General features: G+C 71.4%; 14 protein-coding genes and 1 tRNA gene. 9 read left to right on the top strand and 6 right to left on the bottom strand.

All coding sequences use genetic code 11. From position 1 onward, the window contains the following. Nucleotides 1–929: 929 nt before the first annotated feature. The 3 genes from ACFRFC_RS31575 to ACFRFC_RS31565 all read left to right on the top strand — a co-directional run bounded on the left by ACFRFC_RS31575 (nucleotide 930) and on the right by ACFRFC_RS31565 (nucleotide 3616). The gene (locus ACFRFC_RS31575) at nucleotides 930–1928 is read left to right on the top strand and encodes an XRE family transcriptional regulator (protein ID WP_382684484.1); all 999 of its coding nucleotides are present in this window, start codon (nucleotides 930–932) and stop codon (nucleotides 1926–1928) included. 13 nt (nucleotides 1929–1941) lie between these two features. Beyond that, on the top strand, nucleotides 1942–2565 hold the full coding sequence (locus tag ACFRFC_RS31570; RefSeq protein ID WP_382684015.1) for a 2'-5' RNA ligase family protein: 624 nt from the start codon (nucleotides 1942–1944) through the stop codon (nucleotides 2563–2565). A 559-nt stretch (nucleotides 2566–3124) separates the two neighbouring features. Further along, entirely contained in the window at nucleotides 3125–3616 is a 492-nt protein-coding gene (locus ACFRFC_RS31565; RefSeq protein ID WP_382684013.1) for a hypothetical protein, read from the top strand. A gap of 386 nt (nucleotides 3617–4002) precedes the next feature. Here ACFRFC_RS31565 and ACFRFC_RS31560 read toward each other — a convergent pair whose 3' ends face one another. Further along, the gene (locus ACFRFC_RS31560; protein WP_383112671.1) at nucleotides 4003–4167 is read right to left on the bottom strand and encodes a hypothetical protein; all 165 of its coding nucleotides are present in this window, start codon (nucleotides 4165–4167) and stop codon (nucleotides 4003–4005) included. 72 nt (nucleotides 4168–4239) lie between these two features. Between ACFRFC_RS31560 and ACFRFC_RS31555 the strand changes: the two genes are divergently transcribed. Beyond that, nucleotides 4240–5757, top strand: a complete 1518-nt coding sequence (locus ACFRFC_RS31555; protein WP_382684011.1) for an MFS transporter — start codon at nucleotides 4240–4242, stop codon at nucleotides 5755–5757. An 89-nt stretch (nucleotides 5758–5846) separates the two neighbouring features. Here the strand turns inward: ACFRFC_RS31555 and ACFRFC_RS31550 are convergent, their stop codons facing one another. Further along, a complete protein-coding gene (locus ACFRFC_RS31550; RefSeq protein WP_382684008.1) occupies nucleotides 5847–7244 on the bottom strand; it encodes an NAD(P)/FAD-dependent oxidoreductase in 1398 nt (465 codons plus the stop codon). A 174-nt stretch (nucleotides 7245–7418) separates the two neighbouring features. Between ACFRFC_RS31550 and ACFRFC_RS31545 the strand changes: the two genes are divergently transcribed. Next, a complete protein-coding gene (locus ACFRFC_RS31545; protein WP_382684005.1) occupies nucleotides 7419–8297 on the top strand; it encodes an aminoglycoside phosphotransferase family protein in 879 nt (292 codons plus the stop codon). A 149-nt stretch (nucleotides 8298–8446) separates the two neighbouring features. Next, on the top strand, nucleotides 8447–8857 hold the full coding sequence (locus ACFRFC_RS31540; protein ID WP_382684003.1) for a hypothetical protein: 411 nt from the start codon (nucleotides 8447–8449) through the stop codon (nucleotides 8855–8857). Here ACFRFC_RS31540 and ACFRFC_RS31535 read toward each other — a convergent pair. Continuing rightward, a complete protein-coding gene (locus ACFRFC_RS31535; RefSeq protein ID WP_382684001.1) occupies nucleotides 8831–9232 on the bottom strand; it encodes an ArsR/SmtB family transcription factor in 402 nt (133 codons plus the stop codon). The two genes, ACFRFC_RS31540 and ACFRFC_RS31535, sit on opposite strands and share 27 nt — an antisense overlap. 172 nt (nucleotides 9233–9404) lie before the next feature. Between ACFRFC_RS31535 and ACFRFC_RS31530 the strand changes: the two genes are divergently transcribed. Continuing rightward, complete coding sequence (locus tag ACFRFC_RS31530; protein ID WP_382683998.1) at nucleotides 9405–11399, top strand: heavy metal translocating P-type ATPase; 1995 nt, start codon at nucleotides 9405–9407, stop codon at nucleotides 11397–11399. Nucleotides 11400–11509: 110 nt separating this feature from the next. Here ACFRFC_RS31530 and ACFRFC_RS31525 read toward each other — a convergent pair whose 3' ends face one another. Together ACFRFC_RS31525 and ACFRFC_RS31520 are read right to left on the bottom strand one after the other, a co-directional pair. Further along, on the bottom strand, nucleotides 11510–12406 hold the full coding sequence (locus tag ACFRFC_RS31525) for an alpha/beta hydrolase (RefSeq protein WP_382683997.1): 897 nt from the start codon (nucleotides 12404–12406) through the stop codon (nucleotides 11510–11512). A gap of 524 nt (nucleotides 12407–12930) precedes the next feature. Beyond that, nucleotides 12931–13836, bottom strand: coding sequence for a LysR family transcriptional regulator (locus ACFRFC_RS31520; protein ID WP_382683994.1), 906 nt, complete (start codon nucleotides 13834–13836; stop codon nucleotides 12931–12933). 243 nt (nucleotides 13837–14079) lie between these two features. Between ACFRFC_RS31520 and ACFRFC_RS31515 the strand changes: the two genes are divergently transcribed. Then, nucleotides 14080–15213, top strand: coding sequence for a M20 family metallopeptidase (locus ACFRFC_RS31515; protein WP_382683991.1), 1134 nt, complete (start codon nucleotides 14080–14082; stop codon nucleotides 15211–15213). Between the two features lie 74 nt (nucleotides 15214–15287). Further along, the gene (locus ACFRFC_RS31510) at nucleotides 15288–15731 is read left to right on the top strand and encodes a hypothetical protein (protein WP_382683989.1); all 444 of its coding nucleotides are present in this window, start codon (nucleotides 15288–15290) and stop codon (nucleotides 15729–15731) included. Between the two features lie 60 nt (nucleotides 15732–15791). Here the strand turns inward: ACFRFC_RS31510 and ACFRFC_RS31505 are convergent. After that, nucleotides 15792–15865 (bottom strand) — tRNA-Thr (locus ACFRFC_RS31505). Between the last annotated feature and the right edge of the window lies 1 nt (nucleotide 15866).

Below are 15866 nucleotides of genomic sequence, written 5' to 3'. Positions count from 1 at the left end.
CGGCGGACTCGCTGGCCAGCGGTGTCTCGGTGGCGTCCCAGACACAGACGGCGCCCCGCGCCTGGGCGTCGGTGAACGTCTCCAGCGGTGAGAGGTCGAGCAACTCGCATACGGAAGGCGGGATCTCATGGATGAGGGCGCTCATCAGCCCGCCTCTCGGGGCGGCTGGGCGATAACGCGGTGCATGTCGGCGCTCCTTCGCAGCGTTGTCCACACCCCGGGGCCGTTCACGGCCCGTGGGCACTCCGGGTGGTCATTTAGAGAGTTCCAGCGCCGGCACCCACCGTCACGGGCTGCCCTGACCAACTTTCATGGACACACACCAACTCGCTGAACAGGCACGACAATCACTTTTGGGCACGGCCGTGGGCGCCTGCGTACGCCGCGCTTCGGCAGCCATCACCCGGTTCATCGACACCGCGGCTACGGTAAGTTCACGCCACCGCGCAGGGAGCCTGCCCATGACCGCCCGCCCCAAGCCCGGTTCCAAAGCAGACCGGCAAGCCCTCCGCCACGACATGACCGACGCAGGGTGCACCATTGCGGACATCGCCATAGAAATGCGCGCCCGTTTCCGGATGCGCCCCCGCGAAGCATGGCGTCACGCCCACGGGTGGACCCTCCAGGAAGCCGCAGATCGATTCACCCAAGCGAGCGCCGCGCGGGACGCCCAGTTCGTAGCCGCCGACGCCTCCTTGGTGGGCAAATGGGAGAAGTGGCCCGGCCCTTCCTCCCGGCGCCCCACCCTGCCGGTACTGGTCGCCATGTCGGACGCCTTCGGGTGCCGCGTGGATGACCTCCTGGATCTGGAGGACCGACGCGAACTCCCTGAGTCCGACCGGCTCGTGCTCAGGCGCCCAGAGCCTGCCCGTGGTCCGACTCCTGCCGCGCCAGCGCCAGCTACGGCAGCACCGACCGGCCGCGAACTCGTGCGGTTGGCCGCAGACGAATCCGCGACGTGGGCACAGTGGGCGGAAGCCTCCAACGTCGGTGACATGGCCCTGGAGCAGATCCTGGCGGACACCCGCGCGCTCGCCTCCGACTATCTCACCGCGGACCCCGTCCCGCTGTTCGTGCGCACCCGCACCCTCCGGGACCAGGTGTTCGCACTGCTCGAAGGGCAGCAGTACCCACGCCAGTCCGCAGACCTGTATCAGGCGGCTGGATATCTGTGCGGACTGCTGGCATGGATGTCGTCCGACCTCGGGCATCTCCGTGATGCCGACACCCAGGGCCGAACGGCGTGGTTGTGCGCCGAGCTCTCCGGGCACAACGACCTGCGCGCCTGGGTCTTGTCCACCCGGTCCAAGGTCGCGTTCTGGGACGGGCGCCTGCGCGACGCCATCAACTACGCCCGGCACGGCGCCACATACCGGCCCACAGGGACGGTCTCCGTGCTCTTGGCCTGCCAGGAGGCCGACGCATGGTCCGGGCTCGGCGCCGAGGACGAGGCTCTGGCGGCACTCGCCCGCGCCCGCGATGCCCGCGACGCTTCGAGCGGTGTGGACCAGATCGGCGGCATCTTCGCCTGCGCGCCGGCTCGTCAGGAGAACTACGCGGCAGCGGTCTACCTACGCATCGGCCACTTATCTGATGCGCTGACCTCCGCCGTACACGCCAGGACTCTGCTCTCCTCGCAGCCGGTCCGGGCCTATGGAACGGAGGCGCAGATCCACATCAGCGAGGCCACCGCCCATCTCAGGGCCCGTGAGGTCGAAGGCGCCTTCGAGGCCCTCGCGCCCGTGCTCGCGTTGCCCCCCGACCAGCGACTCGCGCCGGTGATCCGGCGACTCGGCGAGCTGCCGCTCACCTCAGGGCACCCCTCTGACTCCCGATACGCCGCCACGCTGCGCGCTACCGTCGAAGACTTCTGCCTGGACTCAGCGCCCCGCCACCTCGCCCTCTCGTCAGGGGAAGGCAGGGCCTGATTTGATCTCGGGCATGACGACTCATCCCGAGACGATGCGGAACCACTGGTGGTGGCGGCCCGGTTGGAGTGCGGGCCGCCGCTTCTACACCTGGCATCTCACCTTCGAGGGCCAGGATGACGTGCACCGCCTGGCCGCCGAGTACCGAGCCGCGCTCGCCCCGCTCGGAGACAGCCTCACCCCCATCCCCGACGAGTGGCTGCATCTCACCATGCAAGGCATCGGCTTCGTGGGCGAGATCGAGGAAGCCGACGTCCGCGCGATCACCGATCGGGCGCGCACAAGTCTGTCGCAGTTGCCTGCACTGGACCTGGAGATCGGGCTGGCAGTGCTCGACCCTGAGGCCGTGCTCCTGCCCGTCCGCCCTGACGGCCCGGTGCGGGCAGTGCGGGCCGCCATCCGCGAAGCCATCGGCGATGTACTCAGCGAAGTACCGGAGAGAGCCGACGGGTTCACCCCCCATCTGTCCGTCGCCTACAGCGCGGGCGACGGCCCCGCGGCCCCCGTCATCCGCGCACTGGACACAGCCGACGTGACACCCGCCCGCGCCCGCATCACCGCAGCCGAACTCATCGTGATCAATCGCGACAACTACATGTACGAGTGGGAGTCTTTCGCCAAAGTGCTGCTCGGATAGCCCCACACCGGACAACGAAACGTCCTCCCGCCCGGAGGCGAGAGGAGTGAGTTACGCAGAGCTGCACCGCAAGCTCCCAGGCCACCACGCTGCCCGGTCAGCCAGCCGCCAGAAGCAACACCCGGTCCCGCCGATCAGCCCAGGTCGGCACAGGCCATGGCGACCGCGACCACCATGTCAGGGACACTGCTCAGGCAGAGCGCCACCGCCGTGATCACATCAGATACATCGCGCGCGCCTCGCGCGCACCGGCACACCAGTCACCACCGCAGAGTCTCGTCCGCAGCACGGGAACACCCCCGCGTACGCAGGGCCGACAGAACACCGTCAGGCCCTAGTTGCCGGGGCGCTCGGCCTCGCGGGTAGTCCACCTCTCGACGCGTCCGATCTCTGAGAATTCGGCCTGTCGATGCATCGACGCATCGACGTTTGCCCGGTCGACCCGCGTACGAAATCGGATCGGCCAGGTCTACCCGTACTCGGTAGGCCGGTCGGCGTCACGTACGGTCGGCGACGTGCCGAGCCGAATCCGTGAAGTGCTCTCCAGCTGAGGAGTTTCATGACCACGATCGCCGTGACGGGGCATATGGATCTCACCGACGCCAGCGTCCTCCTGGTGCGTGACGCGCTGCGCGAAGTGCTCAAGCCGTACGCCGACGAGCTCACCGGGATCTCGTGCATCGCCAAGGGGGCCGACTCGCTGTTCGCGGACGTTGTGCTGGAACTCGGCGGGCGCCTGGTGGCCGTCATCCCCTCGCAGGACTACCGGCAGACCAAGGTCAAGCCCGGCCACGTTGAAACCTTCGACCGCCTCACCGCCGCAGCCGACGAGACGCTCGTGCTCCCGCACGAGACCGCGAACCGGGGCGCCTACGCCGACGCCAACCGGACGCTGCTCCAACGGGCCGAGCGTCTCGTTGCCATCTGGGACGGCACGCCCCCGAGCGGCAAGGGCGGTGGTACCGCCGACACCGTTCTGGAAGCGCGGGACATTGGCGTACCCGTCGACGTTGTGTGGCCTCGGGGCGCGGTGCGAGGCCACGCTGTGTAGAGGCATTCGACTGCGCTACGGCGAGAACCGGCATGATGAAGCACTCCCTTGCACGGCCCGGGTGGGGCTGCGCAAGGAGCGTGGTGGTTCGGCGCGCGAGTGCCTGCCACACGGTCAGGCTGGTCAGGCCCAGCGCGCCAACGGCTGTGAGCGCGGTGACAGCCTGCCTCGCCCAACGACTCCGCTCCAGCACGCCGAGCCGCTGCTCGTGGTCGGCGAGCTGCTCGTCGCTCCGGTCACCGCGCTGCACCAGGAGCGCAGGCTGCCCGGCCTGACACTCGAATCCGACCTCCTCGCACCCGGTGCGCCCGACAGAGACCATCCCTGCGCAGGGGCCCACAGGAGCCGACCCGCAACCGGAACACCCCCGCATGCGCGGGGCCGACTCACTCGGCGACGGCGTCGCCGACCGGTGGCTCGGCAAGCGGGGCGTGGTGCACCTCGGCTTCGCCCCGGCACACCCGGGGCCGGGCCCGGATCGAGGTGAGGATCAACGTAGGGATCGGAGCCCGGATCAGGGCCCGGATCGAGGTGAGGAACGGCCTGCGCATCAGGGTGTCGCCCGCCCCGGGACGGGGGCCGCCCAGGATGCGCCCCCACCCGATCCATGGTCGACTGATCGCGTGAGTGTCACCCGACCAGGTGAGCCCTCCGCGGAAGCCGACCCGCGCCGCTGGTGGGGCCTGGTGATCATCGGTCTGGCCCAGCTGATGGTGGTCCTGGACGCGACCATCGTGAACATCGCGCTCCCCTCCGCACAGCAGGACCTGGGCATCTCGAACGGCAACCGGCAATGGGTGATCACCGCCTACACGCTCGCCTTCGGCGGACTGCTCCTGCTCGGTGGCCGGATCGCCGACCTGGTGGGCCGCAAACGCACCTTCATCATCGGCCTGATCGGCTTCGCCGCCGCCTCCGCGCTGGGCGGCGCGGCCACCAGTTCCGGGATGCTCTTCGGCGCCCGTGCCCTCCAGGGCGCCTTCGCCGCCGTACTGGCCCCCTCCGCGCTGTCCCTGCTGACCACGAACTTCACCGACCCCAGAGAACGCGGTAAAGCCTTCGGTATCTACGGCGCCATCGCGGGCAGCGGGTCGGCGATCGGCTTCATCGTCGGCGGGGTGCTCACCGAGTACCTCGACTGGCGCTGGTGCCTGTACGTCAACGTCCCGATCGCGATCATCGCGGTGTTCGGCGCGCTCTCCCTGCTGCACGACAGCGAACGGCACCCCGGCGCCCGCCTGGACATCCCCGGCGTCGTGCTGGGCTGCGGCGGCCTGGTCGCCCTCGTCTACGGCTTCAGCGAGGCGGAGTCGCGCGGCTGGACCGACTCGCTGGTCCTCGGCCTCTTCGCGTTCGGCGTCGCCCTGCTGGCGGCGTTCGTCTGGTGGCAGAACAGGGCCCCCCAGCCCCTGCTCCCGCTGCACATCATCAAGGACCGCAACCGCGCCGGCTGCTTCCTGACCATGGCCCTGGCCACCATCGGGCTGTTCGGCCTGTTCCTCTTCCTGACGTACTACCTCCAGGGCATCCTCGGCTACTCGCCCGTACGGACCGGCCTCGGCTTCCTGCCGCTGACCGTCGCCATCATCATCGGCTCGACCCAGATCTCGGCCCGGCTGCTCCAGCATGTCTCGCCGCGCACCCTGATGGTGCCCGGCATGCTGCTGGCGGCGGGCGGCATGCTGCTGCTGACCCGGATCACGATCCGCTCCGACTACGCCACCGAGGTCCTCCCGGCGCTGCTGCTGATGGGCCTCGGCATGGGCCTGACCTTCATGCCGGTGTTCGCCACCGCCACTGCGGGCGTCGCCCCGCAGGACTCCGGCGTGACCTCGGCGACCGTCAACACCTCACAGCAGGTGGGCGGCTCCATCGGCACGGCCCTGCTCAACACCATCGCCACGACCAGCACCGCCGCCTACCTCACGGCGAACCTCACCAACCCCGCCGACCGCGCCCGCGTCGTCGCCGAGGGCACCGTCCACGGCTACACCGTCGCCATCTGGTGGGCGGCCGGCGTCATGGTCCTGGGCGCCCTGGTGGCCGGCCTGATGGTCACGGCGAAGCCCCCGAACTACACGCCGAGGTCCAGCGGCCGGGTCGCGGAGTCGGTCGCCTCACCGGAGGGACGACGCCCGTAGCACGGCGAGACCGCGAAGGCGGGCGCCCCGGCCCCTGCCCCCTGCCCCCTGCCACCCTGTCCCCCTGTCCCCCTGCCCCCCGAAGGGCCCTAGCTCCGCCCCGCCACCCGGTCCGCCGCCCGCGCCAGCAGCGAGGACCGCGCCCCCGGTGCCGTGAACTCCCGCCGGTCGGCGGCCCGGTAGGTGGCGTACATCCCCTGGACGCCGAGCCAGCGCAGCGGCTCCGGCTCCCACTTGCGGACCTTGTGGCCGACCCACGGCAGCTCGGTCAGGTCGGTGCTCCCGCCCTGCCCGGAGTCCTGCTGGACCAGATCCCGCAGGGTGCGCGCGGCGAGGTTGGCGGTGGCGACGCCCGAACCGACGTAGCCGCCCGCCCAGCCGAGCCCCGTCGACCGGTCCAGGGTGACGGTCGCGCACCAGTCGCGGGGCACGCCCAGCACGCCCGACCAGGCGTGCGCGACCCGGACCGGCGCCAGCGCGGGGAACATCCGTACGAGGATCTCGCGCAGTGCCTCGACGGTCGCCGCCTGCGTACGGCCGTCGTTGTCGGTGCGCGAGCCGAAGCGGTACGGGACTCCGCGACCGCCGAGCGCGATCCGTCCGTCGGCTGTGCGCTGGGCGTACATATAGGCATGGGCCATGTCGCCGAGGGTCTCGCGCCCGGCCCAGCCGACGGCCTCCCACTGCTCGTCGGTGAGCGGCTCGGTGGCGATCATCGAGGAGTTCATGGGCAGCCAGGTGCGCCGCTGGCCCTTGAGGGAGGCGGTGAAGCCCTCGGTGCAGCGCAGGACGTAGGAGGCGCGGACGGTGCCGTACGGGGTGACCGCGTGCCGCGGGCGGATCTCGGTGACCGGCGTCGACTCGTGGACGGTCACGCCGAGCGCCTCGACGGCCGCCGCGAGCCCGGTCACCAGCTTCACCGGGTGGATCCGCGCCCCGTGCGGGGTCCAGGACGACCCGACGGCGTCGCTGACCCGGACCCGGGCGGCGGTCTCCCGGGCGCCGTACAGCTCCAGGCCCTTCCCGCCGTACGACGTCTCGTGCTCGTGCTCGGCCTTGAGGCGGGTGAGCTGGGCGGGGGTGCGGGCGACGGTCAGCACACCGCCCTTGTGGATGTCGGCGTCGATGCCCTCCACTCCGGCCGCCCGGATGACCTCGTCCACGGTGTCGTCCATGGCCCGCTGGAGCCGTACGGCGGCGTCCTTGCCGCGCAGCTTCGCGTACCGGTCCCGTCCCGCGATGCCGTTGTAGAGCCAGCCACCGTTACGCCCGGAGGCCCCGTACCCGCAGAACTTCTGCTCCAGCACCACGACCCGCAGAAACGGCGCGGCCTTCTTCAGGTAGTAGGCGGTCCACAGCCCCGTGTACCCGCCGCCGACGATCACCACGTCCGCGTCGGTGTCACCGGACAGGGGCTCCCGGGGCGTGGGAAAGCCGTCCTGCGCGTACCAGAAGGAGACACCGCCGTTCACGACACTGCTGCTCATGGGCCGGACGGTAACCCGTGGACACGCCCCCTGTCTCCTACGGATTCAGTGGTTCTGCACGACGAAAACCGAAGGGATCGAAGGAATCGAAGGGATTGACGGGGGCGAAGGGATTGACGGGGTCGAAGGGGGAATCGCGGGCAGGCACCGGTCGTACATCCGTAGGGTCCCCTGGTGATCGAGATCCCGAAGACGTTCGCGGCGGCCCAGGCGAAGTACAACGGCGAGAGCGGCCGGGCCTTCATCGCCCGACTGCCGACCCTGGTGGCTGACTTCCTGGACCGCTGGAGCCTGCGCCCCGACGGCCGTCCGATGAGCGGTACGGCCGCGCTGGTGGTCCCCGTCGTCCGCGCGGACGGCTCGGGCGCGGTCCTCAAACTCCAGCTCGTGGACGAGGAGACGGAGGGCGAACCGCCGGCCCTGCGCACCTGGAACGGCGACGGCGCGGTCCGCCTCCTGGACCACGACCCGGCCACCGGCACGATGCTCCTGGAACGCCTGGACCCCACCCGCATGCTCGCCCATCACCCCGACACCCACGAGGCGGTCCTGATCATCGCCCGCCTGCTGTCCCACCTCACGGCCACCCCCGCGCCGGACGGTCTACGGTCCCTGGGCCCGCTCGCCGCCGCCCTGGTCGACCGCACCCCCGAGGCCCTCCCCCACGTCCCCGACCCGGCGACCCGCCGTCTCCTCGCCGACTGCGCCGCCGCCGTACGCGAGGTCATGGACACCCCCGGCGACCGGCTCCTGCACTGGGACCTGCACTACGAGAACGTCCTCGCCGCCGACCGCGCCCCCTGGCTCGCCATCGACCCCAAGCCCCTCTCCGGCGACCCCGCCTTCGACCTCCTCCCCGCCCTCACCAACCGCTACGACCCCACCGACATCCAGTGGCGCTTCGACGCCCTGACCGACACCCTCGCCCTCGACCGCGACCGGTCCCGCGCGTGGACTCTCGCCCGCGTCCTCCAGAACTGCCTCTGGGACATCGAGGCGGGGAGGGGGGTGGGGGTGAAGGAGGTGGAGATCGGGTGGCGGGTGCGGGGGTGAGGCTGCTCGACGCCGGGACGGACCCGTCACCCGTCCGCCCCACCGGGAGCGACAGCGCACCGCCCGCCCACGGATGCTGAGTACCCGCGCAGAGGACAGCAGGGGACAGCAGGGGACGCACAGGACAGCAGAGTGACGGGTGGCCGCGTATGTCACACCACACCACGGTGACGCTGGAGCGCAGTTGGGCGGCCAGGTGCATGGGGGCCCTGCTGTGCCTGGCGGTGGCGGTCATCCATGTCGTGGACCAGGGCGGGGTCACGGCGACGCGGGATCCGCACTACGTCGGCGTCGCGTATCACGTCCTGGAGATCGCGGCCCTGGTCGCCGCCGTGCTGCTGCTCCTCGGCCTCGTGCGGGCGGGCTGGCTGCTGGCGGTGGGTGTCGCCGTCGGGCCGCTGCTGGGGTACGTCCTGTCCCGGGGGCCGGGGCTGCCCGACTACCACGACGACGTCGGCAACTGGACGGAGCCGCTCGGGCTGGTCAGCCTGGCCGTCGAGGCGGCCCTCTTGCTGCTGTCGCTGCCGCTCTTCCTACGGAGTGGGCGCCGCCGTCCCTGAGACCACGCCGGTCTGCGGGGCGGGGTGGTCGCGGACGCCCAGGCGCAGGTGTTCGACGTGGTAGAGGGCCTGGTCGAGGAGTTCGGCCACGTGGTTGTCGTAGAGGGCGTAGATGATCGAGCGGCCCCGGCGTTCACCGGCGACCAGACCGAGGTTGCGCAGGAGCCGGAGCTGGTGGGAGCAGGCGGAGGGTTCCATGCCGACGGCGGTGGCGAGTTCACCGACCGCGCACGGGCCCTCCTGGAGCCGGGCCAGGATGTGCAGGCGCGAGGGCGTGGCCAGGGCCTGGAGGGTGGCGGCGACATCGGAGGCGCCGACGGCGTCGAGGCGTTCGCGGGTGGTGGCGTTGCCGGCGGCGTCGTTTCCATGACCCATGGGGCCATCGTAGACAATTACATGTGAAGATATGTTCAGGTGTTCCTGTATGGTGGCTGGCGGTGGCGCCGGGTGGCTCGGTGCGCCTCTCCGCCTCTGCGTCTCAGTACCTGCGCGGCTGCGCTGCCGTGCTGCCATCCCGTCGCCGTCCGCCCGTGAAGGGTTGCCTGTCATGTCTTCTGTGCTGGAGGAGCGTTCGGCGTCGGACGTCGTCGGGGCGCGGTCCGGGCCGCCGCGTCGGCGGACCCGGGTGCTGGCAGTGCCGGAGGCCCGCTGGGCGCTCGCGGCGCTGACGCTGTTCCTGCTCGCGCTCCCGCTCCAGTTGTTCGGGCTCTCCGCCTGGCTGTGGGGTCCGCTGCTCGCGGCGACGTATGTCACCGGCGGCTGGGAGCCCGGCTGGGAGGGGCTGAGAGCCCTCAAGGACCGGACTCTCGACGTCGACCTGCTGATGGTGGTGGCCGCGCTCGGCGCCGCCGCGATCGGGCAGGTGCTCGACGGCGCGCTGCTCATCGTCATCTTCGCGACCTCCGGCGCGCTGGAGGCCATCGCCACCGCCCGTACCGCCGACTCCGTGCGCGGGCTGCTCGACCTGGCGCCGGAGACCGCGACCCGGCTGCGCCCCGACGGCGGCGAGGAGTCCGTGCCCGCCGCCCTGCTCACGGTCGGCGAGGTGATCCTCGTACGGCCGGGCGAGCGGATCGGTGCCGACGGCCGGGTGCTGCACGGCGCGAGCGACGTCGACCAGGCCACCATCACCGGCGAACCCCTCCCCGTGGCCCGGCGGACCGGCGACGAGGTCTTCGCGGGCACGCTCAACGGCACGGGCGTGCTGCGCGTCCGCGTCGAGCGGGACCCGGCCGAGTTGGTGATCGCCCGGATCGTGGCGATGGTGGAGGAGGCCGCCGCCACCAAGGCGCCCACGCAGCTCTTCATCGAGAAGGTGGAACAGCGCTACAGCCTGGGCATGGTCGCCGCCACCGTCCTGGTCTTCGCGCTCCCCCTGCTGCTCGGCTCCGACCTGCGGTCCGCGCTGCTGCGGGCCATGACGTTCATGATCGTGGCCTCGCCCTGCGCGGTGGTCCTGGCGACGATGCCGCCCCTGCTCTCGGCGATGGCCAACGCCGGGCGGCACGGCGTCCTGGTCAAGTCCGCGGTCGTCATGGAACGCCTCGGCCGGATCGACGCCGTCGCCCTCGACAAGACCGGCACCCTGACCGAAGGCACCCCGCAGGTCACCGACGTACACCCGCTGGACGGCTCCGGTCTCGACGCCGGGGCCCTGCTGCGGCTCGCGGCGGCGGCCGAGCATCCCAGCGAGCACCCGCTGGGCCGGGCGGTGGTGGACGCGGCCCGGGAGCGCGAGCTGGACCTGCCGCCCGTGACGGACTTCGGCTCCACCCCCGGTACGGGCGTGACGGCGACCGTGGAGGGCCGCACGGTGACGGTCGGCAGCCCCGCGCGGCTGCTCGGATCGGCCGAGGCGGATATCGCGGCGGAGTGGGCCGAGTGGGAGGAGTGGGCCGAGTGGGAGGCGGACGGCCGTACGGTCGTGGCGGTGCTGGTCGACGGGCGGCTCGCCGGAGTACTGGGCCTGTCCGACCGGCTCCGGCCCGAGGCCGCCGCCGCCACCCGCGCGCTGCACCGGCTGACCGGCCGGACCCCGGTCCTGCTGACCGGCGACAACCCGCGCGCCGCCGCCCGGCTCGCCGAGCGGGTCGGGATCACCGATGTCCGGGCCGGACTCCTGCCCCAGGACAAGGTCACCGCGGTCAAGGCCCTCCAGGCCACCGGCGCACACGTCCTGGTCGTCGGCGACGGCGTCAACGACGCCCCCGCCCTGGCCACCGCCCACACCGGCATCGCCATGGGCCGGGCCGGCTCGGACCTGACCCTGGAGAGCGCCGACGCGGTGGTCGTCCGCGACGAACTCGCCACCATCCCGACGGTCGTCAACCTGTCCCGGCGAGCCCGGAAGCTGGTCGTCCAGAACCTGGTCATCGCGGGTGTGTTCATCGCCGTACTCGCCGCCTGGGATCTGTTCGGCACCCTTCCGCTGCCGCTCGGCGTGGCCGGCCACGAGGGCTCGACGGTCCTCGTCGGCCTCAACGGGCTGCGGCTGCTGGCCGACCGGGCCTGGCGGGGGGCCCGTCCGGAGGAGATGGGGTGAGCCGACGCGTGTGCCTGGCGCCTTGCCGCCCGACTGGCTGCCCAGATAGCAACAGAGCCAGCTATCTGGCGGGCCAGCCTCGGTCCCTCCGAACGGCCCGTCGCCACCCGCTACTTCCCGCCTCCGTGACCCCCGCCGTGACCCGCCGCCTCGCGGATCTTCTCCACGACGACGTCCGGGTGGGACATCATCGCGACGTGTGAGGAGTCGATCTCGATGACGTGCGACTTGGCCCGCTTGGCCTCGAAGCGTTCCAGGTTCGGGGCGATGGCCTTGTCGTTCTTCGAGACGATGAACCACGAGGGGATCGTCTTCCAGGCCGCCTTGGTCGCGTTCTGCGCGAACCCGGCCTGGGCCACCGGCCGCTGAGCGACCGCCATCACCCGGGCCTGCGCCTTGGTGAGGTCCGCGGCGAACACCGAGTGGAACTTGTCTTCCTTGATGTACAGATCGGTGCCGGTGGCCGTGCCGTCGGAGTAGGGGACGGGGCGGATGGCGGGGCCCAGCTCACTGCCGGTGAACTTCCCGGACAGCGCGGCCGGGTTCTCGCCCACGTCCGGCATGAACGCCGCCACGTACACCAGGGCCTTCACGTTCGGGTTCCCGGCCGCGGCCTGGCTGATGACCGCGCCGCCGTAGGAGTGCCCGGCCAGCACGATCGGCCCCTTGACCGACTTGAGGACGCTGGCGACGTACGCGGAGTCGCTGAGCACCCCGCGCAGCGGGTTCGGCGGGGCCAGCACCGGATAGCCCTGGGCCTGGAGGCGGTCGACGACGGCGTTCCAGCCGGACGCGTCCGCGAAGGCGCCGTGCACGAGGACGACGGTCGGCTTCACCTTGCTCTTCGCCGACGCGGCGTTGTCCGCCCCGGACGAGTCGCCGCCCGCCACCGCGTAACCGGCGACGGCGACCACGGCCGTCGCCGCCAGCGACACCGCGCCCACCCGCACGAGGCGGTGACGTATCGGACCGGGAGTACGGGACGGGGTACGGGATGACACAGCCATGGGGGGTCTCATTTCCGGAGAAGGGGGGCTGTCGCTCCGAGCCTTCACCCGGCCTCCGCACCTCCGCCCGCCCAGCGGGGCGGGAGAGTGAACGGGTCCCACTCGTACGGGTGCGTCCGTCGTTTACGGGTACGTCCGCTGCCCGCGAGGGCGTCTGTGGCCCCCGGCGTCACCCGGCGGCATGGCTCTCGGCGGCGTACCCGCCGATGAAGTCCGGACAGTCCTGGACCCGCCCGATTCCGGTCGCGGAACTCGACGCCGGAGTGGCCACCCACCCGAACGGACCGCACATCACCACCCCCGGAACACAAGCTCCGGACACCGGGAGGTGAGCCCGTCGAGCAGCGGCGCGGGCCGGTCCCGCAGATGCAGGTCGAAGAAGGCACGAAAGCTCCGTTGTGTCGCCATGATGCGAGTCTGGTGACCGACGTACGCCCTCACCACTGCCGTCTGTCACCGGCATACCTGAGGGATGTCACGTACGTACTTCCACCTGGGCACGCGCCCGGTACCCGCACCGGAACTCACACCGCGGCGGAACGAGAAGAGCCCGCGGCGGAGCGGCGAAGCAGCGCCTCCAACTCCCGTGCGGCCGGGAGCGGGACGGCGGGCCGGGCCACGTGGATGGTCCGGCGCAGGGCCGGGTCGGTGAGGCGGCGCAGGACGATGTCGCCGGGAACCGCCCAGGCGGCCAGTGAGGGCACCAGTGCCACGCCGAGCCCGGCGGCCACGTAGCCGAACTTCCCGGTCCACTCGGCGATCCGGATGATCTTCCTGGGGGCACCGCCGACCCGGGCCCAGGCGTCGGCGAGCAGCGTGGGCCGGTCGCCGTACGCGTGCTGGAGCCATGCCTCGCCGCTGAGTTCGAGCAGGTCGACCGGCCCGCCCGAGGCGAGCCGGTGCCCGGCCGGGAGGGCGACGAGCAGTTCGTCGTCGCACAGCACGGCCGTCGTCACCCCGTCGGCGGAGGGCAGCCCGTACGGGTAGTCGCTGATGACGGCGAGATCCAGCGCCCCGTCCGCGAGGCGCTCCATCAGCCCGGCGCTCGGGGCCTCGACCACGACGGTCTCGACCTCCGGTCTGGCCTCCCCCAACGCCCGCAGGGCAGCGGGCAGCAGGGAGATATTGGCCGTGGCGAACGCCCCCACGTGCAGCAACCCGCCTTGCCCGGCATGGAGTACGGCGAGTTCCCGCTCGGCCCGCGCCAGCCGACCGAGCACCTCCAGGGCGTGCCGGTGCAGCACCCGCCCGGCCGGGCTGAGCCGCACGCCACGCGGCAGCCGCTCGAACAGCGCCCCGCCCGCCCGCTGTTCGAGGGCGGCGATACGCCGTGACACGGCGGACTGGGTGTAGTTGAGCCGGACGGCCGCTCTGGTGAACGACCCGGTATCGGCGACAGCCACCAGCACCCGCAAAGCCTCGGTCTCCATGGCCCCTCCCCACCCTCCCATCCCTCACCGCCCCATCGTGCCGCAACCCATGCTGCTGGCGCATGGATCCCATGCAATCCCTTCGCTGGTGACATGCCGGGGACGGCCCTACCGTCGTTGGGACGGCGACGGCACCCCCGCGACAAGCGGAACGCCCACCCCCTCCACCCCACCACCCCACGAGACCCCAGGGAAACGCATGTCCCGGACACCGAACCAACCACTGCGGGAAGTTGAGGAGCGATGAGCCGGAGTGGTGGGCCCTCACTGCCCACGATGCTGGCCGATCTGGAGGAACTGGTCGGCTGCGAATCCTTCTCCGCGGATCACGCGGCGCTGGCCCGTAGCGCCGAGGTGGTCGGGACCCTCGGCACCCGGCTGACCGGGGCCGGACCCGACCTGATCGTGCTCGACGGGGTGAGCCATCTGCGCTGGACCTTCGGCGCCCCGCGGGTACTGCTGCTTGGCCATCACGACACGGTGTGGCCGACCGGCTCACTGCGCACCCACCCCTGGTCGGTGACGGCGGGGGCCGCGCGGGGCCCCGGGGTGCTGGACATGAAGGCGGGCCTGGTGATGCTCTTCCACGCGCTGGCGTCCCTGCCCTCCCTGGACGGGGTGTGCGTGCTGATCAACGGGGACGAGGAGGTCGGCTCCCCGACCTCACGCCGGTTGATCGAGGACACCGCGCGGAGCTGCGCCGCCACCCTCGTACTGGAACCGGCCGCGGACGACCGGGGCACGCTCAAGACGGCCCGCAAGGGCGCCTCCCGCTACGACATCGAGATCCACGGCAGGGCAGCGCACGCGGGCCTGGAACCGCACCGCGGAATCAACGCGTCGGTGGAGGCGGCGCACCAGATCCTGGCCCTGGCCTCGATCAACGCCTCAGCACAAGCGGAGGCCGCCGACTCCGCGCTGGGCGCCACCACCGTGACCCCGACGCTGCTGTCGGCGGGCACCTCGCGCAATACGGTGCCGGCCCGCGCGAGGGTGTCGGTGGACGTACGCACACCGACCAGGTCCGCGCAGGACCGGATCGACACCCTCATAAGACAACTGACGCCGAAAACACCAGGCGCCCGCCTGCACATCACGGGCGGCGCCCGCCGACCCCCCATGGAGCCCAACTCCTCCGCCGCACTCTTCGCCCTGGCCACCGAAATCGCCGCGGAACTGGGCCAGGCCCCCCTGCACGGCCAGGCCGTGGGCGGCGCCTCGGACGGCAACCACACGGCGGCGACGGGCTGTCCGACCCTGGACGGCCTGGGCGCGGTGGGCGAGGGCGCACACGCGGACAACGAGTACGCGGACATCGACCAACTGATCCCACGCACCCGCCTCATCGCGGAACTCATCAAGCGGACAACATCATGACGAGTCGCCGAATACGAAGCCTCACCACCCGACACCACCGAAAGCAACCAGCCCCCGGCCCCGACGGCCATCCCGTGGTCGGCCTGCCAGGCGCCCTCACCCAATTCGCCCTGCGCTCCCTCACCCTCCTGGCCACCGCCCTGCTCACCGCGCTGGCCTTCCTCCGCCCCGAGGCGGCCCTCCTCAAGGCCACGCTGACCATCACCGTCGTACTGATCCCGTACGCCCTGCGCAGGGCATGGCGCGCTCTCCTGACCCGCCACGGAGGCGGCAGATGCATCGTCCACCCGGACGGCCTGACCATCACCACGATCTTCGGCGGAGTCCGGTCCACGGTGACCTGGCAGCACGCCCTCACCCTGAAACGCATGACCCACGTGTCCCTGCTCATGGCCATCCACCGAGTCGAAATCACCCGCCAGGGCCACCGCCCCCTGACCTTCATCGCCCTGGGCACACAGCCCCCACTGATCACGGAACTGGAGACGGAGGCGGCACGGAGGGGCTTGCGTTACTGAGAACGCCGAGGACACCGAGGACCCAGGGAAGAAACCGCAGGTCAGCAAGGGTATAAACGGAGCCCCCTGTCGGATTCGAACCGACGACCTTCGCTTTACAAGAGCGGCGCTCTGACCAGCTGAGCTAAGGAGGCG

This window comes from Streptomyces sp. NPDC056734 (assembly GCF_042790455.1).
Classification (GTDB): Bacteria; Actinomycetota; Actinomycetes; order Streptomycetales; family Streptomycetaceae; genus Streptomyces.
The sequence above is the reverse complement of the archived record's forward strand: the minus strand, read 5'-3'. Positions and strand labels throughout refer to the sequence as shown.